The organism is Gulosibacter sediminis, from assembly GCF_030011715.1.
GTDB lineage: Bacteria > Actinomycetota > Actinomycetes > Actinomycetales > Microbacteriaceae > Gulosibacter > Gulosibacter sediminis.
On record NZ_JASCYH010000037.1, the window covers coordinates 1 to 26,261 of the forward strand.

General features: G+C 65.5%; 24 protein-coding genes and 1 pseudogene. 12 read left to right on the forward strand and 13 right to left on the reverse strand.

Annotated features, from left to right (window positions below):
• Positions 1-63 precede the first annotated feature (63 nt).
• The 7 genes from QM019_RS10490 to galE all read right to left on the reverse strand — a co-directional run bounded on the left by QM019_RS10490 (position 64) and on the right by galE (position 7,990).
• Positions 64-918 (reverse strand): hypothetical protein, encoded by an 855-nt coding sequence (locus tag QM019_RS10490; protein ID WP_282852940.1) that lies wholly within the window; start codon positions 916-918, stop codon positions 64-66.
• Positions 918-1,997, reverse strand: coding sequence for a hypothetical protein (locus QM019_RS10495; protein ID WP_282852941.1), 1,080 nt, complete (start codon positions 1,995-1,997; stop codon positions 918-920). Before QM019_RS10495 ends, QM019_RS10490 begins: the two co-directional genes overlap by 1 nt.
• 69 nt (positions 1,998-2,066) lie before the next feature.
• A complete protein-coding gene (gene wecB / locus QM019_RS10500) occupies positions 2,067-3,212 on the reverse strand; it encodes a non-hydrolyzing UDP-N-acetylglucosamine 2-epimerase (protein ID WP_282852942.1) in 1,146 nt (381 codons plus the stop codon).
• Positions 3,213-3,239: 27 nt separating this feature from the next.
• Positions 3,240-4,184 (reverse strand): ABC transporter ATP-binding protein, encoded by a 945-nt coding sequence (locus QM019_RS10505; protein WP_282852943.1) that lies wholly within the window; start codon positions 4,182-4,184, stop codon positions 3,240-3,242.
• Positions 4,168-5,160 carry an ABC transporter permease gene (locus QM019_RS10510; RefSeq protein ID WP_345961029.1) on the reverse strand — a complete coding sequence of 331 codons (993 nt, stop codon included), beginning with the start codon at positions 5,158-5,160 and terminating at the stop codon, positions 4,168-4,170. Before QM019_RS10510 ends, QM019_RS10505 begins: the two co-directional genes overlap by 17 nt.
• An 83-nt stretch (positions 5,161-5,243) precedes the next feature.
• Positions 5,244-6,986, reverse strand: a complete 1,743-nt coding sequence (locus QM019_RS10515) for a glycosyltransferase family 4 protein (protein ID WP_282852944.1) — start codon at positions 6,984-6,986, stop codon at positions 5,244-5,246.
• 8 nt (positions 6,987-6,994) lie between these two features.
• Positions 6,995-7,990: a UDP-glucose 4-epimerase GalE gene (gene galE, locus QM019_RS10520; RefSeq protein WP_282852945.1), complete on the reverse strand. Its 996-nt coding sequence runs from the start codon at positions 7,988-7,990 to the stop codon at positions 6,995-6,997.
• Between the two features lie 305 nt (positions 7,991-8,295).
• Between galE and QM019_RS10525 the strand changes: the two genes are divergently transcribed.
• Complete coding sequence (locus tag QM019_RS10525; RefSeq protein ID WP_282852946.1) at positions 8,296-9,114, forward strand: universal stress protein; 819 nt, start codon at positions 8,296-8,298, stop codon at positions 9,112-9,114.
• A 12-nt stretch (positions 9,115-9,126) separates the two neighbouring features.
• On the opposite strand, the gene QM019_RS10530 is transcribed toward QM019_RS10525, so the two are convergent.
• On the reverse strand, positions 9,127-9,594 hold the full coding sequence (locus QM019_RS10530; RefSeq protein WP_282852947.1) for a hypothetical protein: 468 nt from the start codon (positions 9,592-9,594) through the stop codon (positions 9,127-9,129).
• 62 nt (positions 9,595-9,656) lie between these two features.
• Between QM019_RS10530 and QM019_RS10535 the strand changes: the two genes are divergently transcribed.
• Positions 9,657-10,259 (forward strand): DUF3558 family protein, encoded by a 603-nt coding sequence (locus QM019_RS10535; protein WP_282852948.1) that lies wholly within the window; start codon positions 9,657-9,659, stop codon positions 10,257-10,259.
• Positions 10,260-10,502: 243 nt separating this feature from the next.
• Here the strand turns inward: QM019_RS10535 and QM019_RS10540 are convergent, their stop codons facing one another.
• Positions 10,503-11,243 (reverse strand): DUF3800 domain-containing protein, encoded by a 741-nt coding sequence (locus tag QM019_RS10540; protein WP_282852949.1) that lies wholly within the window; start codon positions 11,241-11,243, stop codon positions 10,503-10,505.
• A gap of 74 nt (positions 11,244-11,317) precedes the next feature.
• On the opposite strand from QM019_RS10540, the gene QM019_RS10545 reads away from it, so the two are divergent.
• Together QM019_RS10545 and QM019_RS10550 are read left to right on the forward strand one after the other, a co-directional pair.
• Positions 11,318-12,061: a DUF2520 domain-containing protein gene (locus QM019_RS10545; protein WP_282852950.1), complete on the forward strand. Its 744-nt coding sequence runs from the start codon at positions 11,318-11,320 to the stop codon at positions 12,059-12,061.
• Position 12,062: 1 nt separating this feature from the next.
• Positions 12,063-12,644 (forward strand): YdcF family protein, encoded by a 582-nt coding sequence (locus tag QM019_RS10550; protein WP_282852951.1) that lies wholly within the window; start codon positions 12,063-12,065, stop codon positions 12,642-12,644.
• A gap of 32 nt (positions 12,645-12,676) precedes the next feature.
• On the opposite strand, the gene QM019_RS10555 is transcribed toward QM019_RS10550, so the two are convergent.
• The gene (locus tag QM019_RS10555; RefSeq protein ID WP_282852952.1) at positions 12,677-13,387 is read right to left on the reverse strand and encodes a hypothetical protein; all 711 of its coding nucleotides are present in this window, start codon (positions 13,385-13,387) and stop codon (positions 12,677-12,679) included.
• Between the two features lie 384 nt (positions 13,388-13,771).
• Here QM019_RS10555 and panC point away from each other — a divergent pair, with 384 nt between their 5' ends.
• Both panC and lysS read left to right on the forward strand, forming a co-directional pair.
• Positions 13,772-14,620, forward strand: coding sequence for a pantoate--beta-alanine ligase (gene panC / locus QM019_RS10560; protein WP_282852953.1), 849 nt, complete (start codon positions 13,772-13,774; stop codon positions 14,618-14,620).
• Positions 14,621-14,671: 51 nt separating this feature from the next.
• Positions 14,672-16,174, forward strand: coding sequence for a lysine--tRNA ligase (gene lysS / locus QM019_RS10565; RefSeq protein ID WP_282852954.1), 1,503 nt, complete (start codon positions 14,672-14,674; stop codon positions 16,172-16,174).
• Positions 16,175-16,215: 41 nt separating this feature from the next.
• On the opposite strand, the gene QM019_RS10570 is transcribed toward lysS, so the two are convergent.
• Together QM019_RS10570 and QM019_RS10575 are read right to left on the reverse strand one after the other, a co-directional pair.
• Positions 16,216-16,833: an FHA domain-containing protein gene (locus QM019_RS10570; RefSeq protein ID WP_282852955.1), complete on the reverse strand. Its 618-nt coding sequence runs from the start codon at positions 16,831-16,833 to the stop codon at positions 16,216-16,218.
• A 92-nt stretch (positions 16,834-16,925) separates the two neighbouring features.
• Complete coding sequence (locus QM019_RS10575; RefSeq protein ID WP_282852956.1) at positions 16,926-17,831, reverse strand: SDR family oxidoreductase; 906 nt, start codon at positions 17,829-17,831, stop codon at positions 16,926-16,928.
• A gap of 230 nt (positions 17,832-18,061) precedes the next feature.
• Between QM019_RS10575 and QM019_RS10580 the strand changes: the two genes are divergently transcribed.
• The 3 genes from QM019_RS10580 (at position 18,062) to QM019_RS10590 (ending at position 22,186) form a co-directional block, all read left to right on the forward strand.
• On the forward strand, positions 18,062-18,250 hold the full coding sequence (locus QM019_RS10580; protein ID WP_125108038.1) for a hypothetical protein: 189 nt from the start codon (positions 18,062-18,064) through the stop codon (positions 18,248-18,250).
• Positions 18,251-18,434: 184 nt separating this feature from the next.
• Positions 18,435-19,535: a hypothetical protein gene (locus QM019_RS10585; RefSeq protein WP_282852957.1), complete on the forward strand. Its 1,101-nt coding sequence runs from the start codon at positions 18,435-18,437 to the stop codon at positions 19,533-19,535.
• A gap of 122 nt (positions 19,536-19,657) precedes the next feature.
• Positions 19,658-22,186, forward strand: coding sequence for an ATP-dependent Clp protease ATP-binding subunit (locus tag QM019_RS10590; protein WP_282852958.1), 2,529 nt, complete (start codon positions 19,658-19,660; stop codon positions 22,184-22,186).
• A gap of 141 nt (positions 22,187-22,327) precedes the next feature.
• Here the strand turns inward: QM019_RS10590 and QM019_RS10595 are convergent.
• A pseudogene (locus QM019_RS10595) lies at positions 22,328-23,634 on the reverse strand (ISL3 family transposase).
• Positions 23,635-23,745: 111 nt separating this feature from the next.
• On the opposite strand from QM019_RS10595, the gene QM019_RS10600 reads away from it, so the two are divergent.
• The 3 genes from QM019_RS10600 (at position 23,746) to QM019_RS10610 (ending at position 26,149) form a co-directional block, all read left to right on the forward strand.
• The gene (locus QM019_RS10600) at positions 23,746-24,078 is read left to right on the forward strand and encodes a hypothetical protein (RefSeq protein ID WP_282852959.1); all 333 of its coding nucleotides are present in this window, start codon (positions 23,746-23,748) and stop codon (positions 24,076-24,078) included.
• A gap of 64 nt (positions 24,079-24,142) precedes the next feature.
• The gene (locus QM019_RS10605; protein ID WP_282852960.1) at positions 24,143-24,709 is read left to right on the forward strand and encodes a YdcF family protein; all 567 of its coding nucleotides are present in this window, start codon (positions 24,143-24,145) and stop codon (positions 24,707-24,709) included.
• A 150-nt stretch (positions 24,710-24,859) separates the two neighbouring features.
• On the forward strand, positions 24,860-26,149 hold the full coding sequence (locus tag QM019_RS10610) for an MFS transporter (RefSeq protein ID WP_282852961.1): 1,290 nt from the start codon (positions 24,860-24,862) through the stop codon (positions 26,147-26,149).
• The last annotated feature ends 112 nt before the right edge of the window (positions 26,150-26,261 follow it).

The window sequence follows — 26,261 nt, forward strand, 5'->3', positions numbered from 1 at the left end:
AGAGCCGCCTCACCCTTCTCACCGACGCAGGAAGCGAGGTGAACACCGACATCGTCCTCGAACTCAGCGCCTAACCATCAACAAATCGAAGGAACCCGAGCTACACCACTTCCGGGGACTTGACCCGGCTTGGACGTAGCCGTGCGCGTTCATGTAAGGAATGCAGTGGCGAGTCAGATGCCAGTCAGAGGCGTTTTGCAGATAGACAAGACGACCAGGGCCTTGGTTGGGGAGATCGTCCAGGACGGTGTGTCGCCGACCGAAATAGCTGAATGCGGCACGCAGAACTTGCTTGTAGTCATCTCCCGCAAGTTCGTGGGGAGGGATTGGGAACGCTGAGGTGGCATATTCAACGACGTGCTCGCGGCTGTACTCGATGAGGTCGGTCTGGGGGTTCCACGTGAACACGGAAGGGTGGCGCGGCAAGAGGTGGGCGAGATTTAGAGCAGCAAAACCACCCGCTGACCCGCCCACAAGCCAAAGATCCTCGCCCTTCTGCTCGGCGAGCGGCGTGAAGAGCCTTCGCAAAGCATCGCTTTGGTCGAACATCGAATTACCCGAATACCAGGCAAGCCCGATCGAGCTCGACAGCTCCAGCGACGTATCGGCCACAGCTACGTATGGGTGACCGAGGACGGCGGCCATGCCGCTGCCGGAAAAGAACGGTGGTATTTTCTCCGTGCGCTGAGTCACTGCACCCGAGAAAATCACGATAGCGGTGGCACCACCGGATGCGAATGGGTCGCCGCCCAGCATGATCTCCACTTGCTGCGCGGGTCCCTCGCCAATGACATGGATGCCGTCGGGATGCGAGCCTGCTGCGAGGAACTCCTCAAGTGACGCCCAATGAACGGGCTCACTGCGGAAAACGGGTGATTGCGCCGACGCAGCACGGGGCAAGGGCTCATATCGGCGCACTAGACAACTCCGCTATCGACTTGAGCAATGACAACACCGTCTTTTCGTACGAAACCCCGGATTGTGATTCGCGGTGGCAGATCCTTGAATTCCGCCCGGGTATCGGTGGTGTACCATCGGCGATCCACTCGCTTGCTACCTTGACGGGCGTAATAGCAAATCTCCGCCATCGCACCGAAAGTGTCTGAAAGATTGGAGTTCACAAGAATCTTGTTGCCGTCTCGGGTCGCGGCGATTGCGAACTTCGAACCCAACGGCTGGAATGCAAGCGACGGCTCCGCGGTGATGACGTCCTGAACGTGAAGTTCCCAGTCATCCGAGCTCGTCGATTCGGATACAACTTGTGTCGTTCCTGGTCTAGGCTCGGCCGCTAGCGAACCTCGTAGCACAGAGAGGGGCCGCGGCGGGGTTGATGTGGCGGCAAAGGACGCACCCTGTGGATTGAGCTGACGTCGCTGCAGATCTGACGGAAGGGTTGAAGCTACCGCGACGATCTCGGAGTGGTCGTAGGGCGGTTCAGCAATGAAAAGCCACCGATCGGTGACCGATGGGTCGAACGACAGCAGCTTGATGGCGTGCTTCTGCGCGCTCCGTTCGCCGACAAACTGGTGCGGCACCGCTACCTTGAGCGGGTTACTGGCGGCGTCGTACCGACGTGCCTCCATCGCAAGCCGGCTGACCTCACAGAGGAACTCGCGGCCGACCCGGTCACCGGCCTGCAGCGGTGCAATTACAATCCGGCGATAGTCGCTCATGATCACCGCGTCAAAAGGCGAACTCATCTCAACGGATTGCTCCGGCCCGGTTTCAAGGAGCCATACACGTCGGTTTGGGTCCTTGGGATGGGCCGAAGGAACGGCATCGAACGCCGAGGTCGCGTTGGCGTTCGTGTTGACGGTGGCCAAGAGCTGGACACGCTTCGGGACCCGGGCTCCAGCAAGCGAGTTGAGCGTCGTGATCGCGTCCTCTACCCACGACGAGTTGCCGCTGGGGACCGTCGCCACGGAAACGATGAGTAGCACGTCAGCAGGCACGGGTGCTGCGTCCCATTGTGGCAAGCTCTCAATGTTCACAGGCACGCTGTTTCGTTCTCGTTGGTCAGAAGACTATGTCTTTTTTGCACTGCATCGCGGGTAACGAATGACTGCCTATGAGACGAAGTCTCCCTGACGCGCCCCGACGCCGGTCATTTGCGCTATCGCAGCCACGCTGCGCGCGGCGGCCCTGCCGTCACCGTACGGGTTCACTGCATTGGACATTTCCGCGTACGCGGCTTCGTCGTCGAGCAAGCGCGCGGTTTCGCTCACAATGCGCTCTTCGTCGGTGCCGACGAGACGGACAGTGCCGGCTTCGAGGGCCTCGGGGCGCTCTGTGTTCTCGCGCATTACGAGCACCGGCTTGCCAAGGCCTGGGGCTTCCTCCTGTACTCCGCCAGAGTCAGTGAGAACGATTGTCGCGACCGACATGAGCTTAGTGAACTCGTTGTAGGGGAGCGGGTCCGTGACCACAACGTTGGTGAGGCCCTCGATCTGCGGGAAAACCGCGGCGCGGACCTTCGGGTTGAGGTGCGCCGGCAACACGAACGAGGTCTCGGGGTAGTGCTCGGCGAGGGTGCGGAGTGCGCGGCCGATTGCCGACATGGTGCCGATGTTCTCGCGGCGGTGCGTCGTGACCAGCACCATCCGTTGGCCGGACTCAGCGATCTCCTGCAGACGCGCATCCGCGAACGTTGTGTCCCAGCCCGATGCCTCGAACAGCGCATCGATCACGGTGTTGCCGGTGACGACGATGCTCTCGGCCGGCGCGCCCTCGCGCAGGAGGTTCTCCTTCGCCGTCGAAGTCGGGGCGAGGTTCAGCGAGGCAACGCGGCTAATGACGCGACGGTTCGCCTCCTCCGGGAATGGGGAGAAGAGGTTCGCGGTGCGCAGGCCCGCCTCGAGGTGAATCACCGGGATCTCTCGGTTGAACGACGCAATCGCGGCGGCCATGGCGGTCGAGGTGTCGCCGTGCACGACCACCGCGTCGGGTGAGACCGAGTCGAGCACCGCGTCCAGTTCGCCGATCACGCGCGACACGATGCCATTCAGCGTCTGGCCCGGGCGCATGATGCTCAGGTCGATCTTCGGCGTGATGCCGAACATCTCATTCACCTGGTCGAGCATCTCGCGGTGTTGACCAGTCGACACCGCGATCGACTGCAGCCGGTCATCCGCTTCGAGCGCCTTGATGAGAGGGGCGACCTTAATCGCCTCGGGGCGGGTGCCGTACACAGTCATGATCTTTGGGGTCGGCATCGGAGGTTCCTTCCGAGAAGCAGCTAGTTAGTGTTCCGGGACGACCTGGATTTGGCCGGTGGCTTCGGCATAGCTCTTCCGTTGCAAGAGCCGTGCGTCCGATCGAATGGACTTGCGCCGATCCTCGAGCGTTTGACGGGCGTCGTTGAGGAGCCCTGCCGCCTTGTCAACCTTATTCTGTGCGAGGTTGTGGGCGTACCAGCGGTAGGCGCGGGCGATGTCCACGGCGGGTCCGTCAGCGATCAGCTCACCTTGGTCAAGCCAAATTGCACGCGTGCACAGCTCCTCGATCGTCTGTGCTGCGTGACTGACGAGGAATACGGTGCCTGCGGTGTCAATCATGCGCTCCATGGCCTTCTTCGATCGCTCCATGAATGACGCATCGCCTGTTGAGAGAGCTTCATCGATCATCAGAATGTCGGGGTCGGCCGCGACGGATATTGCAAAGCGGAGACGCGCGCCCATGCCAGACGAGTAAGTGCGCATGGGCATGCGGAGGGCGTCACCGAGACCCGAGAGGTCTGCGATTCGGTTACGGCGTTCCATTACTTCAGCAGGCGCCAGCCCAAGAGCCAACAGGCCAAGACGTATGTTCTCTTCGCCCGAGAGATCGGGCATCAGTGCTGCGCTGACGCCCAGCAGCTGCGGTTTTGCCGAGGTGACTACGGCGCCCTTCGTGGGCGGCTCCACGCCGGCGAGCATTCGGAGAAGTGTGCTTTTGCCAGATCCGTTACGTCCAACCAAGCCAATGAACTCCCCTTCGCGGGCAGCCAAGGAGACTCCTCGGACTGCGCGGAAGCGCATCTTCTTTCGACCGCCGATCATCCTGCGGCCCTTCCGCGAGCGACGGTCGGCCATGACGTCGTACGTCATATGTACGTCGTCGGCGAGAACCGTAACACGCGGGTCATCCTCAGGGCGGGGGCCATCGAGGATCAAGTTGTGTCGTTCGAGCTCAGAGTTCTCGGCCATAGTTCTCCTCCGCAAACCAAAACACGAGGAACCCGATTACTCCTGTCCCCACTGCCCAGGCTGTGATCTGGATCCATACTTCGGGGCCTGGAACGACGCCGTCGATCAGGATGGTGCGGTACGCCCGCAATAGCTGGTAGATCGGGTTGGCCTCGACGATGGCGCTGATCGTGGGGTGGTTAAGGAACCGGTCGATCGGGAAGATGACACCCGACCCATACATAAGGATGCGGGTGCCGAATGACATCGCTTGCGTCAGGTCGGGTAGCGAAGCACCGAACCGTGCCATGAGGCAATAAATACCGAAGTCGAATAGCGCCTGCAGAACGAATACGACAGGGAACAGGAGCCACGTGATATTCGGCGGTGCGTGCGGCGGGATGACCGCGATCATGATGAACATGACACAGAGCATCGGAACGCGCTGAAGGATGTCCCTCAGCAGCATTGACAGCAGTATCGACGCTCTCGGGAAGATGAATGCGCGAATCAGCGATTTTGAGGTGCGGATCGCTGCTGCGCCTGTGTTAAACGCAGAACTCGTGTACTGGAACATGAAGATTCCAATAATGACGAAAGCGATGTAGTTAGTTATACCGCGGCTCATGTTCAGCAGGACGCCGAAGATCAGCCAGTAGAAGGAGGCATCGAGGATTGGCCGCAACACGAGCCAGGCATTTCCCAACCTGGCGTGGGCATTCCGAGTTGCGACTTGGCTACGGGCTTCCCTCCAGACGAAGTGGCGGCGGTCCCATATTCCCCGCAGATACTCACCGAGCGGGGGGCGAACGCTCACTCGAGTCAGGTGGGTGAGGTCGCCGTACGCTGCCTCAACATCGAAAGCGAAGGCCGAGCGGTTGAGGCGGTCGCGAACCCTGCGTTCGGGGCGGGTGAGGCGACGCGAAACGTGCGCGGGCGGACCGTCTACTGGAATCGATCCATCGTCCCGCTTCGCTGCGCGGCGTCGTCTGCTCACTCACACTCAATTCGATAGGGGATAAGTTTTCGCACCTGGGTGACTGCAGGGGGTGATTGTCTCACCTCTTCAGTACACGGTAGTTAACGGGCGGCCCTCAGCTCGTCGAACACGCGCCGATATTCGTTGGCGGCTGCATCCCATGTCAGCGAAGCGGCAAATTGCTTGCCAGCCGAGGCCAATGTGGATCTTCGAGAGCCATCACTGGCAAGCATAGCCAGCGCCTCAGACACGGCCGGCGCCGAATCGGGCGCGACGACGAAGCCGCGTTCGCCGTTGCCGACGAGCTCGCGCAGGGGTGGGAGGTCGCTCACGACCACCGGCCGGCCGAGAGCCATCGCCTCGATGGGCTTCAGCGGGGTGACCGACCTCGTCACCTCGAGGTCACGGCGGGCGACCACGACGACGTCGAGCGCCTCGACGTAGCGCTTTGCGAGGTCGGGTGGCACACGGCCCGGTAGGTGTGCGGCGTCGCCGAGTTCGTTCGCCTGCTGCAGCAGCTCGGGGCGGGCGGCGCCGTCGCCAGCAATGAGCGCGCGGGCGTCGATCCCTTGGCGGCGCAGTGTCGCGACGGCCTCGAGGATGAGGTCGTGGCCCTCATAGTCGACGAGTGACGACACCGCGCCGACCCAGAAGCCCCCACGGCCGAGCCCGAGCTCGGCGCGCACGTCGGCTGGCGTGGAGGCGCGGTCGAGCAGCGCCGCATCGATCGAGTTCGGAATCAGGCTGATCTTCTCGGCGGGCACGCGGCGTTCGACGAGCTCATCGCGCATCGTCGAAGAGATCGTGAAGATGTGGTCGGCGGCTTGCGCAAGCTCGGCCTCGCGGGCGTGCATGAGCTGGAACCGTTCGCTCGCGGCGGCCGCGGCTCGTGCATCCTCGGTCGCGCGCGAGGTCGCCCACGTCTTTTCGAGCATCCCGCGCACCTCGTACGTCCACGGCAGGCCGTGGCGTGCGGCGAGCGCCTGCGCCACGAGCGCGTTCGTGTAGTTCGTCGTCGTGTGGATGACCGTCGGTCGAAACTCCTGGACGAGCCCGTCGAGCTCACGTACCTGCTTATCGAGGCGTTCAGGCATGGATGCGCCGAGTCGCGCCGGCAGCACACGGTGGTAATCGATGCCGTCGACCGTGTCGAGGTCGAGGGCCGCGAGCTTGCCGACTGTGACGGGGTAGCCGATGCGGGTCGCCGCGGTGACCGCGATGCCGGCGTCGCGTTGCGCCTTCAGGATCGAGTGCGAGCGGAGCGTGTAGCCCGACTGTGTGTGGGGGAGCGAGTTCGTGAGGAGGTGGAGCGCGCGAGGGGCGGTGGCGGGCCGCGGCGTGCTGACCTGCTCGGCTGCGCTCGGCAGTCGGTATCCGGACTGCAGCAGCTCGCGCTCACCCTCGAGTACGCGGAGGTAGTCGCGGGCGCTGCGGTGCTTGGCGCCGCGCAGTGCGCTGGTCGCCCCACTGAGATCGCCGAGCTGCCACTTCGCGCGTGCATCGAGCACGGCTTGGCCGGCGCCGGCGCGGCGCTCCTCGGGCGCGGCGGCGAGGTCGGGGCGGTCGGCCGCGATCGCGAGATTCGACGCTAGCTGCTGCTGCATCCCGCCGTTCGCGGGGGCGCTCTCGAGCTTCGCCATTGCGTCATCGCGGTGCCCGCGCATCCAGTCGGCGTAGGCCTCGCCGAGCGGGCCGAAGCGGCCGAGCAGTGCGGCCGCGGGCTTCGCGAATGCCGTTGGGAACCGCTGCGAGGCGAGGAGAGCGAACCGCGCCGGGTCGGCGAGCAGGTGGCTCGTGACCGCCGTGGCGGCAATACGGAAATTGCGGGGAAAATTCACGGGCATGTGCGGAGTTAGTGAGATTCGGTGGTCCGCGCCGCAGCGGAGAACTGGAGCCACGCATCCCAGGTTGAGCGAATCATGTCTGGGAGCGTGCGGGTTGCCTGCCAGTCAAGGTCGGACTGGATGCGCGTGACGTCGCCGACGACCTCGGCTGGGTCGCCGGCGCGGCGGCCTTGGATGATTGGGCTGAGCGGGGTGTCGGCGAGCGCGTTGACTTCGGTCATGACCTCGGACACGGAGTAGCCGGTGCCGGTGCCGACGTTGTAGACGTCGTAGGAGTTACGGCCCTCGGCGAGGGCTTCAAGCGCGGCAATGTGTGCCGAGGCGAGGTCAGCGACGTGGACGAAGTCACGCACGCACGTGCCGTCGACGGTTGGATAGTCGTTGCCGAAAATAATCGGCGCCTGCCCGGACTGGACCTTCTGGATGGCCATCGGAATGAGGTTGAGGGCCTCGCGTTCGGCAAGCTCGGGCGCGAGGTTGCCGGCGACATTGAAGTAGCGAAGCGAGATGCCGCGGAGGACGCCCGCCTTCTGTGCGGCACGCACGAGCTGCTCGCCGACGAGTTTGGTCTCGCCGTAAGGATTGATCGGCGCGCACGCGAGGTCTTCCGGCACCGGATTCACCGTGACGTCGCCGTAGACGGCAGCGGAGGAGGAGAAGATGAGTTTCGTGATGCCCGCGAGCTCGGCTGCCTCAATGATGGTGGCGAGGCCGCCGACGTTTTGGGAGTAGTACCAGGCCGGTCGCTCGATCGACTCCGGTGCCTTCTTCTTCGCCGCGAAGTGAATGATCGAATCGACGTCGTACTGCTTGGCGAAGTCGGCGATCGCTCCCGTGTTCTCGGGGTTGGCGACGTTGATCTGCAAGAGCGGTACCTGGGGGTGACGGTTCACGTCACCAGAGGACAGGTCGTCGACCAGAGCGACGTCGTGGCCCGCTTCGAGCAGAAGTCGGGTGACGTGACTGCCGATGTATCCGCAGCCTCCTGCAACCAGAACAGCCATGTACTTGCCTCCGCCTTTCGATCCTGATGGAAACGTATCGGAAAGTGGTGACGCGGTTCGCTCGTCAGAGCGAGCCGCGTCAAAGAAGGGGTGCAGCAGGCACGCGCGGGCGACGGCTACAGCGCTGCCGCCCGCGCGCATCCAGTAGCCCTCTTGCAGCTCCCAGGTTCCACTGGTCGCCCGGGGTAACCGCGCCGGGGCGTGGTGTGAATTTTCACCCAAGCGGGCATAGCGTTGAAGTACCCGGAGTCCAGGGGCACCCCGCGAGATGTACAGACCCATCACGCCTCATCGAGGAGGAAATCATGGCTAGTCGAATCGTTGTAGGAATCAATGGCTCGAGCGCTGATACGAGTGCCGTTGCCTGGGCCGCCACCGAGGTGGCGCGCGAGGGTGGCACGCTGCTGATCTTCAGTGTGATCGCCGCGGGCGGTGCCGGCGACGAGCTCGAGCCCCGGGCGAAGGAGCTGCTCGCCGAGCACGCCGCGGCGGCGCGGGCGATCGCCCCCAACGCCGAGCTGCGCACCGAAGTGCACCACGCGAAGAGTCTGCCCGAGGGGTTCGAAGAGGTCTCGGCAGACGCCGATCTGCTCGTGATCGGACGCGACTCGCACGGCAGGCGCTCGCGCAGCCCCGGGGTTGTGCGCATTGCCGCCGCGAGCAAGGCGCCCGTGGTCGCGGTGCCCGAGATCGACCTCGGTAACCGTCGTGGTGTTGTCGTCGGCACCGATGGCTCGGAGCCGTCGCGGCTCGCACTCGAGTTTGCGGCCTCGGTGGCGAACTCGCGCGAGGTGCCGCTCATCGCGGTGATCAGCTGGCAGCTCTCGGCCGGGCTCGGCTACGAGTACGCGTACGGCGAGGACTTCGCGAAGGCGACCGAGCGCGCAAGCTCGGAGGAGCTTGACCGCGCACTCGAGCCGATCGAGGCGCAGTACCCGAACCTCGAGATTCAGCGCGTGGTGATGGAGGGGCACCCGGTGGATGTGCTGACGAAGGCGGCCGAGAAGGCGCGGCTACTCGTGGTTGGCACGCACGGCCGCGGCGCGTTCCGTCGCCTGCTGCTCGGCTCGGTAAGCCACGAGTTGCTGCAGGATGTGACGCTGCCGACCGTGATTGTGCGGTAGCTCGCGGCGGGTTTACTCGACCTTGATAGTGAGCGTCGTGGAGCCCGGGCCCTCTGCCGGAGTGGTGGCGGTGCCACGGTAGCTGTACTGGAAGGTGACTGACGTCTCGCCCGTGCCGACCGCCTCGAAGTAGAGGGAGAACTCGGTGTCGCTGCCGGGCGCGACGGCGGTGGCGTTGGGGTCGCCGGGGCGCACCGTGTTTACGACGATGTCGGAGTCGGGCTGGGCCGTGATGCCCCATTCGTCGCCGATGCTCGTGTTGATGGTGCCGAAGTTGACCTCGAGCACGTCGCCCTCTGCGAGCGTGACCTCGCCGTCGGTGTAGTCGACCGTGACATTGACCGTGAAGTCGCCGTTGTCCTGGGCGTCGCCGTTCGCGTCGGTGGAGTCGGGATCGCTCGCCTGCGCGCATCCGGTTACCGCGAGGGCGGCGATGGTGAGGGTGGCGGCGAGGGCGAGCAGCGACTTGGACTTCGGCATGCTGGGGAGTGTATCGAGGGCGGGTGGGAGGAGTCGCGTGCGCACATCGCCCCTGCGCGCGGATGCGCGGCGAGTTCGTTCCCGAGAGTGATGCGGCCGCCTGCTGGTCGGGCGAGGATGAGGGCATGGAGCCTCGGCCGTTCTCGTTCTTCCCTCCCCGCCGCTCTCGCCTCGCGGGGATAGCCGCGTTCGCCGGCGCCGCGTTATTGCTCAGCGGCTGCTCGGTGCAGGAGGTGACGCACACGGTCAACGGTGAAGACGTCAGCGACGCCGAGCGTCCGCTCGCGGCCGACGAGATCGACGCCTGTACGGCCTTAAGCGACGAGACGCTCGAAGCGCTCGGGCTCGCCGAACTCGAGCCAGTCGAGCTGACGGCGGCCGACGCGCCGGGCTGCGACTGGAGCGGCATCAACGACTACACGACGCCGTCGCTCGTTATCTGGGTCACCGAACCCGCGACGCCGTCAGAGGACGACGAGATCGTGACGATCGACGGCGTCGATGTCAACGTGTGGTCGATCGCCGGCAACTCGGGCCGCTACGTCGCCTACTTCGACGACGTCACGCTCTCGGTGAACTACCTCGGCGCGGAGCTCGACATCGACGCGCACGACGCCCTCGAGCTCGCAATGAGCGACGTGCTCGAGCACTACGGGCGGTCGTAGGGGCCGCCGCTCGCACGAACGACGAGCGCCGTCCACCGATTACTCGGCGGCGGCGCTCGTCGCTGACGCTCGGTAGGAGGTCTCTCTTGTGCTTGCCAGCGCCGTTCGCGTCGGTGGAGTCGGGGTTGCGACGCGGGATGCTGCTGTTGACTCGCATCGGCGCCGTGATGCATAATTATTGAAATGGATCGGGCATACTCGATCGGCGGAGGGTCTCGGGATTACCTGAGGCCCTCAGCTTCATCATGGGTACACCTTGAATCCGAATCCCTCGATGTTGCCGTGCGTGGACTTGCGCATCTTAGTTTCGATGGTTGACCAGGCGCGGTTCGATTGATTCGGTCGTAGTACTTTGAGTCCTATTGGTCTCGCGATCATGTCGGCGAACTGTAGGCCGGTACTATTTGCTTGCTTGTTTGCGCATTTGAAGGCGAAGGAATCTGGCATGCCGCGCATCTTCGTCGTGGTGAGAATTCTTTGAAATTCGGATTCTAGGTCCTTGTCCTCTGCGTGGCCCCGGCTCTCGAACACCAGGTGAGTCCGCCTCCGCGATTGCCCGAGTCCCTGCAGATGCATGAAGACGCGCTCTAGTCCGAACTCAAGGGCGACACTGTAGGGGTTGGCGTTCGTACCGACGCGCCGCTTGAATTCGTTCTTTCTGATCGCCACCGCGACGACTGCGTATTTTGAGGTAGCCATGATTTGGCTGAGCCGTTGGTGAAAACTGTTCCGAGTGGTCTCGTCGCGCAGGATGTCGAATGGCGGTTGCGCCTTGCGAAGCTCGCGTTCGTGGAGCACCACCATATCGTGGCCGAAAAAGTCAAACTTGAGTTGTTCGATCTTTGGCACGACATCGGTGACGTAGTCAGTGATCTTGAATATGCAGAACGCAAGTACAAACACCGGATATTGATCATTGATGTCGACGAGTGAGTGGTCGCCGCTTTCGTCGACGTACACGATGTATTCGCTGCGTTCGGACACATCGGAACTCTATCGGACCTGGCAAGCATTGTCGGTAGGATTGGCGGCGTTCGTGACGCCTCGGGAAAGCACGCATGACCTCTTTCGATTCCGCGCAGCAGCGCGATGGCCGGCTCGGTGTTGGGCTCGTTGGTGACGCCCCGTTCGGGCCGGTGTTTGCGGCTGGGCTCGCGGGCGCCGGGCACGCGCTGATTGGCGTTGCCGTGAGCGACGGGTCGCCGGCCGAGCGGGTCGCCGCGATGCTGCCCGGCGCCGGGCGACTCACCGAGGTGCAGGTCATCGAGCGCTCTGAGCTCGTGATTCTGGCCGAGCCCGCCGACCGACTCGAGGCCCGCATCCGCGAGCTCACCGAGCTTGGCGCCTGGGTGCCCGGGCAGCTTGTCGTGCACACGTGCGCCGAGTTCGGCACCGCGCCGCTTGGCAAGGCGCTCGATCGGGGCGTGATTCCGCTCGCGATTCACCCGGCGATCGACGTGACCGGTACCTCGCTCGACCTTGCTCGGTTGAAGGAAGGTTGGTGCGCGGTGACCGCACCGCGGCCGGTGCTGCCGATCGCGCAGGCCCTCGTCGTCGAGCTTGGCGCCGAGCCGGTCGTGATCGCCGAGGAGCATCGCGGCCGCTACGCAGAGGCGATCGAGACCGCGACGTCGTTCACGAGGTCGATCGTGCAGCAGTCGACGGGCATTCTCAGCGAGATTGGCGTCGAGCAGCCCGGCTTCGTGCTCTCGAGCCTCGTGCGCTCGGCCGCAGACAACGCGCTTGCCCAGGCGCAAGACCTGATCATCCCCGACGACCTCGACGACGCCGCGGGGCAGTAGCGTGGCGGCCGATGCGTGGCTGCGGCGGCTGTGGTGGCAGGCCGGGGCGACGCTCGCCGCGATGGTGATGGGCTTCGGGACCGTTTATTTTTTGCCAGTGAGGACCGAGGCGCACGCGGTCGACGCGATCGTCGTGCTCGGCGTGCCGAACGAGCGGCTCGGGCATGCGCTCGAGCTGGTCGACCGCGGCTACGCCGACGTGCTCGTCGTGTCGTCGCCGGATCCGTTGGCGGCGCCGTCGCGGGTGCCGTGGACGTGCCGCGAGCACGACTTCGGCGACACACTCGACCTGGGCGACGGCGTCGAGGTGACGCAGTACTGCTTCACTCCTTCGCCCTTCGATACGCGCGGGGAGGCCCAGTACGTGTCGGCGCTCGCGGCCGAGCACGGCTGGGATGAGGTGATGGTCGTGACGTATCGCACCCACGTCAGCCGGGCGCGCTGGTATTTCGAGCGGTGCGCGCCGAACGTCGAAGCATCGTTCATCGGCATCACGCGGCCGTGGCAGCCGGGTCGCGTGCTCGAGCGCTTCGCCTACGAGACGGGCGCCTGGATGAAGGCGGCCGTCGCCGACCCCTGCTGATTGCTTGTGGCGCTTGGTCGTGGCCGGTTGGGTTAGGCCAAGCTGGGGTTGAGGTCTTTCAGCGGTTGGGTCAGACGATTAATCACTTCGGGCGTGACAGTGGCGTGCTCGACGCCGTTGTAATCGATGATCCAGGCGTTGCCAATGAAGATGTACGTCACCATGATCGTGTCGTGCGTCTCTTCGCGATTGACGTCGTAAGTGAACGCCGTGGCACCAGCGTTCGACACATCTGTGATCGACGGATCAGAGCTGAGCGCATCGATCAACGGCTGCTGGTCCGCCTTGCTGAGCTCGGCGATCCATTCGGACGGCTGGTGGCCGTCGGGATAAATCGGGTACCAGCAACCGCGGACCTGCGTCGCCGCGGCCATCGCCGTCGCAGCGGTAGGGCCAGCGATTTCGTGGAAGTGGTCGAGATTCACCTCGGTAATCACGGCTTCCATGTTCGTGTTCTGCCGAGCCCCGTCATGCATCGAAGTGAGCATCGGGTTCATCTCCTCGCACGTCGGCAATACGAGCGGCTCGGCCGTCTCTGTCTCGACCACGGCCTCAGTGGTGGACGTGCTGGTTGGTTCGGAGGAGGGCGCAGACGTCTCCTCCCTGGTGAGGCTCGTCGTCGGTGATACCTGGGGGTCCAGAGCAGGACCGGCGGCGCAGCCGGCGAGGAGCGCGAGGCTCAAACCCGCGGCGAGGGCGGCGAGTTTCGATCGGAAGCTGCGTGCGGTCGGTGCGGCGGTCACCCGGACTCCTTTGCCGGTGGAAATTGAACTTAGCCAACCATGAAACGGCCAAGGAGTTGCAGCTTCGAGTGTCAACCCATTCGAGGCACCGTGTCGTAGGCGCGTGCTCTGATAGATGGTGCGCGCCCGATCAATTGGTGTCGAGCACGGCCGAAAACAGGCTTTGGTGCTCACCAATCGAGCCGGCGCCAGCGAAAACTTGGACGAACTCCGAGAAAATGCCGGTTTGAACGGGCTGAGCCCGTTCAAACCGGCAAAATCTCGGAGTTCGTCCAAGAACCTGAGCGAGACGGCTCCTTCCGGCCGCGTTCGGGGTCGATTCGAGGGGTCATCAGTGGCCCGCGCGGCGCGAGGCGGCGCCGCCGACGGCTCTAGACTCGTCTGGTGACAGAAATCCTCGACCTCGCAGGGCTTCGCGCCCTGCGGCACGGCGTCGGCAGCCCCGATCTTGGCCGCGTCGCGCTCGTGCCGACCATGGGCGCCCTGCACGACGGGCACCTCGCGCTCGTCAACCTCGCGCAGCAGCACGCCGACACCGTGATCGTCTCGATCTTCGTCAACCCGCTGCAGTTCGGCCCCAACGAAGACCTCGACCGCTACCCGCGCCCCTTCAACGACGACCTCGCGAAGCTCGAGGCCGCCGGTGTGCAGTACGTCTTCCACCCGACGACAGAAGAGATGTACCCGAACTGGCCCGCGACGACGACCGTGTCGGCGGGGGAGGCCGGGCGCATCCTCGAGGGTGTCACCCGACCCGGCCACTTCGAAGGTGTGCTCACCGTCGTCGCGAAGCTGTTTGCCCTCGCCCACCCCGACCTCGCGGTCTTCGGCGAGAAGGATGCGCAGCAGCTCGCCCTCGTGCGCCGCATGGTGCGCGAGCTCCACCTTCCGCTCGAAATCGTCGCTCAGCCGATCGTGCGCGAAGCCGACGGTCTCGCCCTCTCGAGCCGCAACGCGTTCCTCGAAGGCGACGACCGCACCCGCGCCCTCACGCTCTCGCGGGCGCTGCAGGCGGCCGAAGCAAGCGCATCCGCCGGCCCCGCCGCCGCGAAGCAGGCAGGCCTCGCCGTGTATGCCGACGAACCGCTGACTAGCATGGACTACCTAGAGCTCGTTGACCCCGACACCTTCGCGCCGGTGGCCGACGACTACCGCGGCGAGGTGCTCGCACTCACCGCCGCGCGGGTCGGGCCCACCCGACTCATCGACAACCGTTCTTTCCGCGTCGGCTGACCACCCGACGCATCCACCGCATCCGCCCCGCCCGATCAGCAAGGAGCACGCATGGCCGACAGCCAGGAGCACGAACTCACCGCCGAGGAATTCTCGGAGCAGACGCAGGTTCGCCTCGACAAGCGCGCCCGCATGATCGAGGAGGGACTCACCCCCTACCCGCTCGAACTGCCGATCTCAGACACGATCGACAACATCGTCGCGAACAACCAGGGCCTCGAGGCCGACGTGCGCACCGGCGTGATCGCCGGTGTCGTCGGCCGCGTCATGCACATTCGCAACACCGGCAAGCTCGCCTTCGCGGCGGTGCAGTCGGGCGCCGGCGCGAAGATCCAGGCAATGCTCTCGCTCGCTGAGGTGGGCGAGGAGGCGCTCGCGCGCTGGAAGGAATTCGTCGACCTCGGCGACCTCGTGTTCGTGAAGGGCGAGGTCATCACCTCGCGTCGCGGCGAGCTGTCGATCATGGCGACCGAGTGGCAGATGGCGTCGAAGTCGCTGCGCCCGCTGCCGACGCTGCACCGCGAGCTCAACGAGGAAACCCGCGTGCGCCAGCGCTACCTCGACCTCATCACCCGCCCCGCCGCGCGCCACATGGTCGAGACGCGCGCCGCAGTGAACGCGTCGCTGCGCTCGACGTTCGCGCACCACAAGTTCCTCGAGGTCGAGACGCCGATGCTGCAGGTCATGCACGGCGGCGCCGCGGCCCGCCCGTTCGTGACGCACTCGAACGCGTTCGACACCGAGCTGTTCCTGCGCATCGCCCCCGAGCTCTACCTCAAGCGCGCGCTCGTCGGCGGGCTCGAGCGAGTGTTCGAGATCAACCGCAACTTCCGCAACGAGGGCGCCGACTCGACGCACTCGCCCGAGTTCGCGATGCTCGAGGCGTACATGTCGTTCGGCGACTACAACTCGATCGCCGACGTGACGCAGGAGCTGATTCAAAACGCGGCGAAGGCCGTGTCGGAGGACGGCTCGGCCGTCGTCACCTGGGCCGACGGCACCAAGTTCGACCTCGGCGGCGAGTGGCCGCGCGTGTCGATGTACGAGTCGCTCAGCGAGAAGTCGGGCGTCACCGTCACCCCCGACACCACGGTCGACGAACTCGTCGCGCTCGCCGAGCGTGAGGGCGTCGAGGTGAAGCTGCCGAACCACGGCAAACTCGTCGAGGAGCTCTGGGAGCACTTCGTGAAGGGCGAGCTCGAACGCCCGACGTTCGTCATGGACTTCCCGGTGGAGACCTCGCCGTTGACCGCGGCGCACCGCTCGAAGCCGGGTGTGGTCGAGAAGTGGGACCTCTACGTGCGCGGCTTCGAGCTGGCCACCGGCTACTCGGAACTCATCGACCCCGTCGACCAGCGCAACCGCTTCGTTGAGCAGGCCCGCGAGGCCGCGCGCGGCGACGACGAGGCCATGCGCCTCGACGAGGACTTCCTCGCCGCGCTCGAGTACGCGATGCCGCCGGCAGGTGGCATGGGCATGGGCATCGACCGCCTGCTCATGGCGCTCACGGGCCTCGGCATTCGCGAGACCGTGTTGTTCCCCCTCGTGAAGTAGCTGTCGGCCGCCGACGCGGCGACGCAGCAGTTGCCCCGGGGCTACTGCTGCTCGCGGGTCGGGCGGTCGTCATCGACTGGATGTGCCTCTGCCGTGGTTGACCGCTCGGCGGCTCGCGCGGCGTCATGTGCTGGCCGATAGTCGGGAGGCGGCGCCTGCTGCGGCTGCTTTTCCCCCTCACCGCCCCCGCGACCGCCGAAAGGACGGCCATGGTCGGCATACTCCTCGCGCTGAAAGACAAACCCCACTCCACGGATGGCAAAGCCCGCGCCATGGCGCAGACGCGCACCCTTCGGCGCATCGTCAGTGGGGGAGGCCTCGCCCGCGGACGATGTGGTGGTTTCGCCAATTGAGTCGAGTACGTACTCGTCGGTTTCGGTGTGCGTGATTCGCGCGTGGTGAGGCAACAGGCCCGGCAACTCAATGTCGTTGTCCGGCGCGGAACCGATCGTCGTCACTTCACCCGTGAGTGGGAACTCGGCCCCGCCACCCTCAACGCCCGTCATGACGAGGTGCGGGTGCCCCGCGCCGTATGAGCTGTGGGTGCCGTTGCCGCCTTCAGCATCTTCAGGCGGTGCCGGATGCGGTGGATGCGTGAATTGGTTATCCGCAAAATCGGGGTGTCGCTCGCGGTTCACGTGTCGGTCAGAGTTCTGCATCGAAACCACCTCGGATCAATCTCGTGGGAGTCAGGTTGACTGGGTCCAGTATCTGAATAGGGAAGGGGTGCTTGGCCTCATGCACCGCATGGTTAAGGCGAGGGCTGGCCGCCATTTACGTTCAACGTCTCGCCGATGACGAAGCTGGATTCGGGCGACGCGAGGAAGACGAATGCCGGGGCAACCTCGGTGGGTTGGCCGGCTCGCCCGAGGGGGGTGTTCTTACCGAACTCCGGGAGTTTTTCTTTCGGCTGGCCGTCGGAAACTTGGAGCACTGTCCACACCGGTCCTGGCGCGACGGCATTGACACGGATCCCCTTCGGCGCGAGTTGCTGCGAAAGGCCCTTTGAAAAGTTGTTGATCGCCGCCTTCGTCGCCGCATAGTCGAGCAGCGTCGGCGACGGCTTGTACGCCTGGATCGAGGTCGTATTGATGATCGTTGAGCCCGGTTGCAGGTGGGGGACCGCGGCCTTGCACACGCGGTAGATCGCGTGGATGTTCGTCTCAAACGTGGTGGTCCACTGCTCGTCGGTGAGGTCGCCGATCTCTTCGACGGCGATCTGCCGACCGGCGTTGTTGACGAGAATGTCGAGGCCTTCGAGCTCGATATTTGCCTGATCGACCACGGCGGCGCAGAACTCCCGGTCGGTCAGGTCGCCAGGAAGCAACACCGCGCGGCGACCACTCGCTTCGATGAGGTCTTTGATCTCGAGCGCGTCGGTCTCCTCTTCGGGGAGGTATGAAAGCGCTACATCGGCACCCTCGCGCGCGAACGCAATCGCCACGGCTGCGCCGATTCCCGAATCTGCGCCGGTGATGAGTGCCTTGCGGCCAGTGAGGCGACCCGTGCCGCGGTAGGAGTGTTCGCCGCGGTCGGCCTGTGGCGTGAGGTCTTGGTCGAGCCCCGGCTCAGGCTGATCTTGCACCGGCGGGCTGATTGACTCATATCGAGTTACCGGGTTCTGGAAGGTGAGCTGGTCGGTCTGTTGTGCAGCCAAGAGGGCCACCTCTCTCGTCAAGACGGCGCCGGAGTGCGCTCGCACGCTTCACTCGATCAGCCCCGCCTCGGAATCCGGCTCAAATGCTCCGCGGATCCACAGGTGGCGCACATGTGTCTGGATGCATCGGCGCCAGCTACGAGATGCGTGCACCTCGCCGTCTCGGTCGATGTCCGCCGCCGCACTCGCGTCGTGAGCGGCGGCGTTGAAGAGCGGTACCATTGGGTGTTATGGACGCAGCATGGTGGTGGAACGCGATTTGGTCGGTGATTCCGACGATCGTGATTGGCGCTATGTTCGGGCTCATCATCTACGCAGCACTCAACGCCGACCGCAAGGTGCGCCAAGAGCGCAAGAGCATCGAGGTCGAGGAGCGCGAGCGCTTCGAGGCCGAGCGAGCCCGCCGCGCCGAAAGCTAGGCATCCGCGCGCGGCTCGAGCCGCGCATCCCGCCGCGCGAGAGCACGCGACGGCAGCCACGGTGAGGGGACGTTCGGCGAAACACCAGGAGACACTCTGGTGGCGGTCGTACGCTGCTGAGGTCTCGCGGACGTCAACGTGTTCGCGAGATTTCACGTGACGGGCTGCCGGAGGAGGGATGCGCATGCGCAGGTTCCTCATCGGTCTCGCCGCAGCACTCGGGTCGGCCCTCACGCTGACGAACCTCACGGGCTGCGCCGCCGCGGAGCAACCCGGCACGCTGCAGAACAACAACCCGCTCGGTACCTACGTCAATGAGCTGCGCGAGCTGCCGGGCGTTGAATCGGCCACGCTCGGTATCACGGGCCAGCAGGCCGACATCTACGGGCTGGATGTGACGCTCGCCGACGACATCACGGACGACGAGCTGTCCACGGTGGGCGCCGAGGCCGCGAACTTCACGACCATTACGTCAGATGCCGGGCTCACCGCAGCCCAGCCGACGCTGAAGCGCGGCGAATCGAGCTTCGAGTACTTCGACAACCTCGAAGGCGATGCGCTCACCACGCAGTTGAGCTATTGGATGCACCTGCAGCTCGACGGTATCGAGTCGGTCGAGATGCGCGGCTACACCGAACGCATCACGAACCTGCAGAGTGACTCGACCACGGCTCCGACGCCCGACCCGCGCTACGTCGCGATCGAGCTGCCCGACGACGCGGACGCCGACACTGCCGATTCGATTGTCGCGCAACTGCGCGCCGTGACCGACCCCGGCGCCGACTCGGGCCAGTGGGATTTGGTCGTGCCGAGCGCGCACTTCAAGGGCGAGTTTCACGACGCGAAATTCCCGAGCGTCACCGAGTACGGCTACCTCTCGACGGTCGCGTCGACGTTCATGCCGGTCGACGACCTCGCGAGCGCCGAGGTGTCGTTCTATCCCGACAACGACGTGCCGCTGCAAATCGAGGTCGTCTCGTTCGACAGCGAGACCGATGACCTCTCGGCTGAGGAGGCGGATGCGGCGTTCCAGCAGAGCGCGATCTGGGAGCAGCTTGAGCCGCTCATGCAAGACCTTGCCGACCACGTCAACTATCAGGTAGAGGTGCTCGGCAACCCGCTCAGCGACGGTGGCAACTTCAAGCTCGACTTCACGGTGTCGGACTGCGCGTTCACTGGCGACTCGACGTGGCCCGAATCGTCGGCCGCACTCGGCGAAATCTGGCAGCACGCGATGAAGAATTCGAGCGCCAAATGCTCGCCCGAGGTCGTACCTAGCCCGTAGCTGAGTGAGTGCACGCCGACGGCGAACAGGGGCGCGAAAGTCAGGAACCCCCGTTTAGTCTCGTAGCAACTGGCACGGCTGTACCCGAATTGGCACAGCAACCAGCCCGAAGGAGACGCCTGATGTTTGAACGCTTTACCGACCGCGCTCGGCGCGTGATCGTGCTCGCCCAGGAAGAGGCGAAGCTGCTCAACCACAACTACATCGGCACCGAGCACCTACTGCTTGGGCTGATCCACGAGGGCGACGGGGTCGCAGCCAAGGCCCTGGAGTCACTCGGTATTTCACTCGAGGCCGTCCGCGAGCAGGTACAGGACATCATTGGCAAGGGGCAGCAGAAGCCCGGCAGCCACATTCCCTTTACCCCGCGGGCAAAGAAGGTGCTCGAGCTTTCGCTGCGCGAAGCGCTGCAGCTTGGCCACAACTACATCGGCACCGAGCACATCCTGCTCGGCCTCATCCGCGAGGGTGAGGGCGTTGCGGCGCAGGTGCTCGTGAAGCTTGGCGCCGACCTCAACTCGGTGCGCCAGCAGGTCATTCAGCTGCTCGCCGGCTACCAGGGCAAGGAGCCCGTCGCGGCCGGCCCCGAGGGGGCCACCTCGTCGAATAACCCGCAGGGTTCTGCGGTGCTCGACCAGTTTGGTGAGAACCTCACGCAGATGGCCCGCGACAGCAAGCTCGACCCGGTCATCGGCCGCGAGAAGGAAATCGAGCGCGTGATGCAGATTCTGTCGCGCCGCACGAAGAACAACCCCGTGCTGATCGGTGAACCCGGCGTCGGTAAGACCGCCGTGGTCGAGGGCCTCGCGCAGGCCATCGTGAACAACGAGGTGCCCGAGACGCTGAAGGACAAGCAGGTGTACGCGCTTGACCTCGGCTCGCTCATCGCCGGCTCGCGCTACCGCGGTGACTTTGAGGAACGCCTCAAGAAGGTCACCAAGGAGATCAAGAACCGCGGCGACATCATCGTGTTCATCGACGAGATCCACACCCTCGTGGGTGCTGGCTCGGCCGAGGGCGCGATCGACGCCGCGAACATCCTCAAGCCGATGCTCGCGCGCGGTGAGATGCAGACGATTGGTGCGACGACGCTCGACGAGTACAAGAAGCACTTTGAGAAGGACGCCGCGCTGGAGCGCCGCTTCCAGTCGGTGATCGTCGACGAGCCGTCGGCGCAGCACACGATCAACATTCTCAAGGGGCTCCGCGACAAGTACGAGGCGTTCCACAAGGTCACCATCACCGACGAAGCGATCGTCGCTGCGGTGCAGCTCTCCGACCGCTACGTGAGCGACCGTCAGCTGCCCGACAAGGCCATCGACCTCATCGACGAAGCGGGCGCACGCCTGCGCCTGTCGGTGCTGTCGTCGCCGCCCGAGCTGCGCGAACTTGACGAGAAGATCGCCAAGGTGCGCGCCGACAAGGAGGAGGCGATCGATGTTCAGGACTTCGAGAAGGCCGCCTCGCTGCGCGACGACGAGAAGCAGCTGCTCGGCGAGCGCCTGCGCCTCGAGAAGCAGTGGAAGGCTGGCGAGGTCAAGGCGACCGGCACCGTTGACGCGGGCCTGATCGCCGAGGTACTCGCACAGGCCACCGGCATTCCGGTCTACAAGCTCACCGAGGAAGAGACCGCTCGCCTCGTGTTCATGGAAGAGGCGCTGCACCAGCGCGTCATCGGTCAGGAAGACGCGGTCAAGGCGCTCTCGCGCACGATCCGCCGCACCCGCGCCGGCCTCAAGGACCCGAACCGCCCCTCGGGCTCGTTCATCTTCGCCGGTCCGACCGGTGTTGGTAAGACCGAGCTCGCGAAGGCGCTCGCCGAGTTCCTGTTCGACGACGAGTCGGCGCTGATCACCCTCGACATGTCCGAGTTCGGCGAGAAGCACACGGTCTCGCGACTGTTCGGTGCCCCTCCCGGATTCGTCGGCTTCGAAGAGGGCGGCCAGCTCACCGAAAAGGTGCGCCGCAAGCCGTTCTCGGTGGTGCTGTTCGACGAGATCGAGAAGGCGCACCCCGACATCTTCAACTCGCTGCTGCAGATTCTTGAAGAGGGTCGTCTCACCGACGGCCAGGGCCGCGTGGTCGACTTCAAGAACACCGTGATCATCATGACCACGAACCTCGGCACGAAGGACATCACGGGTGGGCCCGTCGGCTTCCAGATCGAGGGCGACACGACCACGTCGTACGAGCGCATGAAGGGCAAGGTCAACGAGGAGCTCAAGAAGCACTTCAAGCCCGAGTTCCTCAACCGCGTCGACGACACGATCGTGTTCCCGCAGCTCTCGCCGAAGGAACTCCTCGAGATCGTCGACCTGTTCACGAAGCGTCTGGCCGACCGCATGCTCGATCAGGACATGACCGTCGAGCTCACGGCCCCCGCCAAGGAGCAGCTCATCAAGGTGGGCTACGACCCGGCGCTCGGCGCCCGCCCGCTGCGTCGCGCGATGCAGCAGGAGGTCGAAGACCAGCTGTCCGAGCTCATCCTGCGCGGCGAGCTGCGCGGTGGCGACCACGTCAAAGTCGACTTCGGCGAAGGCAAGTTCGACTTCGACATCAAGCGCCCCGAGCGCGAGGTGGTTGGCGTGTCGGCCGGTGAAACGGCCGCCAGCAACGCCGAAGCCGGTGTCACGACGAGCACCGACGAGTAGTTCTTCGGTTGCCGGAGCCTTGCGCTTCGGCTGGGCTAAGGGCCCGGTCACCTTCGGGTGGCCGGGCCCTCGCCGTTTCCGCTCCCTGCGCACAACCTGGTCCCTTCGACAGGCTCAGGGGCCGGGCCGTTTTCGGGCTCTTCACAATTCGGGGTGTAGGTGTGGTCTGAATCCGCCGGCTTCGAGGAGTGCGCGGGCGATGTAGTTGGTGGGGTTGCGGAAGCCGAGGGCCAGGCCACGCAGGTGCTCGAGGCGACCGTTCACGGCTTCGGTAGGTCCGTTGCTCGTGCGCGGCCGGTCGAAGTAGGTCAGGACGTCGCAGGCGCGTCTGGTCAGGGTGCGGCCGAGCTTGCGCAGTTCTACCAACGCCTCAGGCACACTGTCGGCGAGGGCGTCGATCACGGAGCTCATCTCGACGCGGCCGGCTGCCCGGTCGGGGTGACGGTAGGCGGAGATCATGCGCTGGTAGATCCCCCAGGTGCACTCGACTTGCACGTGCCGGTCCCCAGCGAAGAGCTTGTCAAGGCGCTCGTGCTGGCGGTCGGTGAGCAGGTCAGCCCCGGTGTGCAGGGTCCGCCGCGCGGTGTAGAGCGGGTCGCCCTTGCGTCCGCGGTGTCCGTGCAGTTCCTGCTGGACTCGGCGGCGGCACTCATCGAGAGCGTCCCGGCCAACCGGATGACGTGGAAGGGATCCATAACCGTGACGGCGTCCGGCAGCTCCTCGGTGGTGGCGGTCTTGAAGCCCGCGAACCCATCCATGGCCACGACCTCGATCCCATCGCGCCAAGCCTGGTCCCGCTCGGCCAGCCAGTCCTTGAACGCCTTCTTCGACCGACCTTCGACCACGTCCAGCAGGCGTGAGGGCCCGGTGCCGTCCCGGACCGGGGTGAGGTCGATGATCACGGTGACGTACTTGTCACCGCGCCGGGTGTGCCGCCACACGTGCTCATCGACCCCGACGACCTTGACACCGTCCAGGCGGGTCGGGTCCTCGATGAGCAGACGCCGGCCCTCAGCCAGGACCGCGTCGTTGGCGGTGTTCCACGCCACGCCCAGTCCTTCGGCAACTCGGGCCATCGACAGGTGGCCGACGACGATCCCGACCAGACCCCACCGCAGGCCGGCGCGGGAGATCTTGGCCCGCGGCGGCGCCGCAGCGGTGGTGTCCTGACGCCACACGTGCGAGCACTCCTTGCAGCGGTAGCGGCGCACGGTGAGCACCAGCGTGGTAGGGCGCCACCCGAACGGCTCGTGCGCCAACTCCCTGCTCACCGTGTCACGGGGCACGCCCTGGCAGCCGCACCGCCTGCACCAGTCGTCCGGCTCCACGACCCGGCACGCCAGCACGGACCTGTCACGCTCGAGCAGCTGGCCGGTGACCTCCAGACCGAGGCCGTCGAGGCGGGTGAAGGTAGTCAGGTCAGGGCGCGTGAAGGTAGCGTCAGGCACGTCGAGGTCTTCCGGACGGGTTGTGTGAGAACTCCCATCATCGGAAGACCTCGACCCTCACCCCGACACCGACGCGCCGCCCCAGGTCGCACCACAGCTACACCCTCATCTGTGAAGAGCCCGATTGAGGATGCGATGGGCACGGTCGCGCGCAAGCGCATGCTGCCGATGCAGGCCGGCGACGTCGTCGACACCCTCGCGAGCCCCGCGCTGCTCGAGGGGCTGACCGGGTTCCGGCCGCAGACGCCGGTCGAGGCGGGCGTACGGGAATTTGTCGACTGGTACCTCGCCTACCAGCCCGAGACTGGTCGCGAGCTCGCGCCGGTGCATGCGCTCGTGGAGGCTGGGGCCGACGCGGGCGCACCGGTGCCCGCTTCCGGGGTGGTCGCCGGTGCGGCGGCCGCTGTCGGTGTCGTCGAGCCGGCGCTCGCGAAGCTCGCCTGAGCGCGTGGGCGTTGACGGGGCGCCGCCGGTTTCGCCGCGGCGGTGCTTCGTGAGGCTGCTGCGCGTGGGCGTTGCGGTGGTGCTGTGCTGCGCGGTTGCGTGGACCGGGCTCGTGTCACTCAACGTCGCCTTCCCGAGCCACGGGGTGAAGGGCCGGTACGACGTGATCGTGTCGCTCGCGCCGGGGGAGTTTCGGCTGCCGACATCGCTCGAACTGTACGAGTCGGGGCGAGTGTCGGATTACCTCGCGATCTCGTGGATTGCCTCGGATGCGCACCTCGGCGGCGACTTGTACTCGCGCGTCGATCTGCAGACCGACGTGTGCGTGCACAACGTCGACCCGCGGGTGATTTGCTTCGAGCCGACCGAGGACAGCACGCTCGGCGAGGCGCTGTCGCTGCGCACGCTGCTCGTCGAGCATGAGTGGACGAGCGTGTTGCTCGTCACCGACCGCACCCACGCGTTTCGCGCGCGGTACGTGTTCGAGCGGTGTCTGCCACCCGGCACCGTCGTCGGTGTTGAGGTCGCGCCGCGGCACCTCACGGGCGCGGACTGGGCCGAGGAGCTGACCTACGAGAACGGCGCCGTGCTCAAAGCGATCGTCGAGACCGCCCTCAAGTGCCCCCGCTGATCGGCCCCTGCCCAGCCCGGTCCCTGAGCCTGTCAAAGGGCCCACCTTGCGACAAGCTCAGGGACCGCAAGCTCAGGGACCGTTGTGCCGTGCCCCCACGCCCCGAGGGGGAGTACCGTGCTGTAGGCACGACGAACGACGAGGAGCAGCATGGCGACGGAAACCAACGGCACTCAACCGCCGCTCTGGCGCATCCTCATCATCGCCTTGCTGCCGACCTTCATTTACTCGGTCGGGCAGGGCGCGATTGTGCCGGTGATCCCGGCGGTCGCGACATCGCTCGGTGCCGATCTCGGTTTCGCGGGGTTCATCGCCGGTTCGCTGCTCATCGGCCAGGCGGTCGGTAACCTCCCCGCGGGCGCAGTCGTCGGCCGCTTCGGCGAGCGCCGCGCGATGGTGTTCTCAGCGCTTGCGACGATCGTCGGCGCGCTCATCTCGGTGTTCGCGGTGAACGAATGGATGCTGCTTGCCGGCGTCGTCGTACAGGGCCTGATGACGGCGACCTTCGCTCTCGCGCGGCAGGCGTTCTTGAGCACGTACGTGCCGTTCCAATACCGTGCGCGTTCGATGTCGACGCTCGGCGGGGTGTTCCGCTCGGGCATGTTCGTCGGACCGTTCATCGCCTCGTGGATGATCGCCTCCACCGGCGAGCCGCAGAACAACTTCTGGGTGTTCATCACGTGCGCGGCGCTGTCGGCGGTCGTCGTCGCGGTGCTGCCCGACGTCGAGAAGCTGTCGCGAACGCCGCGCGACCGCGCCGAGGTGTACGACACGGGCGAGGACGCGCCGACCGGCGCGATCCCCGTCTCGGGGCCGGATGCGCGGCACGAGCGCGAGTCGATCGGCCAGACGTTCCGAAGTCGCGGCGATGTCTTGCTGCGCCTGGGAACCGGGGCGGGCATCCTGATGATGCTGCGCTCGGGCCGGCAGGTGCTGCTGCCGCTGTGGGGCCTGTCGATCGGGCTCGACGACGCGTTCACGACGCTGATCATCGGCATCGCGGGCGCGATCGACTTTGCACTGTTCTTCACGTCGGGCTGGATCATGGACCGCTGGGGCCGCTCCGCGAGCGGCGTGCCGGCGCTGCTCGGAATGGGGCTCGGGTTCGGGGTATTGGCGTTCACGTACGACCTCGAGTCTTCGACGATGTGGTTCGTGGTCATCACGCTGTGGCTCGGCGTCGCGAATGGCGTGGGCTCGGGCATCGTCATGACGCTCGGTGCGGACCTCGCCGACCGCGAGCATCCGGCGCCGTTCTTGGCCGCGTGGCGTACCGTGACCGACGGCGCGAGCTCGACCGTGCCGTTCTTGGTGGCCGGGCTGCACGCCTTCGCCGGGATCGCCCTGACCTCGGGGTTCTTTGGCGTGCTCGGGATTTTTGGGGCATTCTTGCTGTGGCGGTACATCCCGAAATACGTGCCGCGCCCCCACCGCCGCTGACGCTTGCGCCTGCACCTGCGGCCCCTGAGCTCGCGGCCCCTGAGCTTGTCGAAGGGCAGATACTGGGGGGGGGGGGGGGGGAACGGCGGGGGGGGGGGCGGGGGGCCCCCCC

Excerpts from the sequence above, each read along its gene's own strand:
- wecB (WP_282852942.1), bottom strand. The coding sequence starts at position 3,212 with ATGCCGACCCCAAAGATCATGACTGTGTACGGCACCCGCCCCGAGGCG.
- QM019_RS10505 (WP_282852943.1), bottom strand. The coding sequence starts at position 4,184 with ATGGCCGAGAACTCTGAGCTCGAACGACACAACTTGATCCTCGATGGC.
- QM019_RS10515 (WP_282852944.1), bottom strand. The coding sequence starts at position 6,986 with ATGCCCGTGAATTTTCCCCGCAATTTCCGTATTGCCGCCACGGCGGTC.
- galE (WP_282852945.1), bottom strand. The coding sequence starts at position 7,990 with ATGGCTGTTCTGGTTGCAGGAGGCTGCGGATACATCGGCAGTCACGTC.
- QM019_RS10525 (WP_282852946.1), top strand. The coding sequence starts at position 8,296 with ATGGCTAGTCGAATCGTTGTAGGAATCAATGGCTCGAGCGCTGATACG.
- QM019_RS10530 (WP_282852947.1), bottom strand. The coding sequence starts at position 9,594 with ATGCCGAAGTCCAAGTCGCTGCTCGCCCTCGCCGCCACCCTCACCATC.
- QM019_RS10535 (WP_282852948.1), top strand. The coding sequence starts at position 9,657 with ATGCGCGGCGAGTTCGTTCCCGAGAGTGATGCGGCCGCCTGCTGGTCG.
- QM019_RS10545 (WP_282852950.1), top strand. The coding sequence starts at position 11,318 with ATGACCTCTTTCGATTCCGCGCAGCAGCGCGATGGCCGGCTCGGTGTT.
- lysS (WP_282852954.1), top strand. The coding sequence starts at position 14,672 with ATGGCCGACAGCCAGGAGCACGAACTCACCGCCGAGGAATTCTCGGAG.
- QM019_RS10570 (WP_282852955.1), bottom strand. The coding sequence starts at position 16,833 with ATGCAGAACTCTGACCGACACGTGAACCGCGAGCGACACCCCGATTTT.
- QM019_RS10580 (WP_125108038.1), top strand. The coding sequence starts at position 18,062 with ATGGACGCAGCATGGTGGTGGAACGCGATTTGGTCGGTGATTCCGACG.
- QM019_RS10585 (WP_282852957.1), top strand. The coding sequence starts at position 18,435 with ATGCGCAGGTTCCTCATCGGTCTCGCCGCAGCACTCGGGTCGGCCCTC.
- QM019_RS10590 (WP_282852958.1), top strand. The coding sequence starts at position 19,658 with ATGTTTGAACGCTTTACCGACCGCGCTCGGCGCGTGATCGTGCTCGCC.
- QM019_RS10610 (WP_282852961.1), top strand. The coding sequence starts at position 24,860 with ATGGCGACGGAAACCAACGGCACTCAACCGCCGCTCTGGCGCATCCTC.